This window comes from Anaerovibrio sp., from assembly GCF_051866355.1.
GTDB lineage: Bacteria > Bacillota > Negativicutes > Selenomonadales > Selenomonadaceae > Anaerovibrio.
Map to the genome: position 1 here is coordinate 1 of NZ_JBJDWZ010000144.1, position 1,793 is coordinate 1,793.

The 1,793-nt window shown below is 45.2% G+C and carries 1 protein-coding gene; it reads left to right on the forward strand.

All coding sequences use genetic code 11. From position 1 onward, the window contains the following. Nucleotides 1-392 precede the first annotated feature (392 nt). Nucleotides 393-1,700: an RNA-binding domain-containing protein gene (locus ACI3UA_RS07735; protein ID WP_439724237.1), complete on the forward strand. Its 1,308-nt coding sequence runs from the start codon at nt 393-395 to the stop codon at nt 1,698-1,700. Nucleotides 1,701-1,793: the final 93 nt, after the last annotated feature.

Genomic DNA, 1,793 nt, shown 5'->3' on the forward strand with positions numbered 1-1,793 from the left:
TGAAGTTCTATGGCGCGCACAAGTGGCGTAATGGAAACCATGGCGATTACATGGACGTTTATGATGACGGATTTTACAATCGTGCCAGATGATTATTATTAAGCAGGTATCCTTGCCGTAAATATAGCGAAAAAGACAATTTTATAAATTTGAAAAACGCAGCTGTGCTTTTGTACCAGCTGCATTTTTTATAGAGGTTATAGAGGTCATAGAGGTTATGGGGCAAATTGTGTTCAACCATAGACGTTATATTTTTAGAAATTTTATTGTATTTTTTGATTAGAAAGATTATAATTTGATTAGAAAAGATTAGCATGATTATAACCGTGCAATTTTCACCATTTCAAGCTTGAGAGGGGGAGATGCGGATGCCATGCAGGGAAAGTGATACTGTGGAATTAAAAAGAGAAGTAGTTCCTGATATTTGCAAGGAAGTGATTGCTTTTGCGAATACAAAGGGTGGAACCATATACATAGGCATAGCAGATGGTGGTGACATAATCGGGGTTCATGATGCCGATGCAGTGATGCTGCAGGTTAATAATATGGTCAGGGATGCCATCAAGCCGGATGTGACCATGTTTGTCAGTTATAATGTGGAGGATATGGATGGCAGGCAGATAATTAGGATTGGTGTGCAAAGGGGGACAAACAGACCGTATTATCTAGGCAGTAAAGGGCTGAAGCCAAGCGGTGTATATGTCAGGCATGGCACATCTACTGATCCAGCTACTGACAGCGCCATACGGCAAATGATAAAAGAGTCGGATGGCGATAGCTATGAAGCCATGCGCTCCTTGGAGCAGGAGCTGACTTTTGCCTGTGCAGAAAAAGAATTTGCCAGGCATGGAATGGAGTTGGGACATGCTCAGATGAAAACGTTGGGCATGCTTACTCAGGAGAATATTTTTACAAATGTGGCGTACCTGCTTTCTGACCAGTGTACGGTGTCTATCAAGCTGGCAACCTTTGCTGGTTCAGGCAGATTGGAGTTTCAGGACAGGCGGGAGTGTAACGGTTCCCTCTTTGCCCAGTTGGAGAAGGCTTATGCGTATATTGATATGCACAACAAAAATCGTTCATCTTTTCAGGGGCTGTATCGCATTGATACGAGGGATTATCCGGAGGATGCCTTGCGGGAGGCACTGCTGAATTGCTGTGTACATAGGGATTACGCCTTTAGTGCCAGCACGTTGGTAAGTATTTTTGAAGACAGGATTGAATTTGTATCTGTAGGCGGACTGGTGGATGGCATTGAATTGGAGGATGTGCTGCTGGGGCTGTCCGTATGCCGCAATCCCAAGCTGGCTGCTATATTTTATCGCCTTGATTTGATTGAGGCTTATGGCACGGGGCTGAGGAAAATCATGCATGCCTATGAGAAGACTGAACGCAAGCCGCAATTTAAAGTTACGGGCAACGCATTCAAAATCATTTTGCCAAATATATCTTCCCACATAGTAGCAGGAGATACAGTTTGTGAAAACTCTGCTGGTGCAAGCACGTTGTACTCGGCTATGGATAAGCCGGAAGCCATCGTTATGAGCATGCTGGCTGCACGGGGGACGGTTGTCAGGAGCGAGGTGGAGCAGCAGCTGGGCATAAGCCAGGCCAGTGCTGTTCGGTTACTGAAGTATATGAGTGAAAAGGGAATGATAAAACGTGTGGGGAGTGGCAAGTCAACTCGGTATATCAAATAAGGAATGCTATTTCAGCTCCTTTATGGTTGCGGCAATAATTTTTGCGGCATGCCGCAGTTCGTCCTCCGTATGGGTCGCCATGAGGGCGGCCCG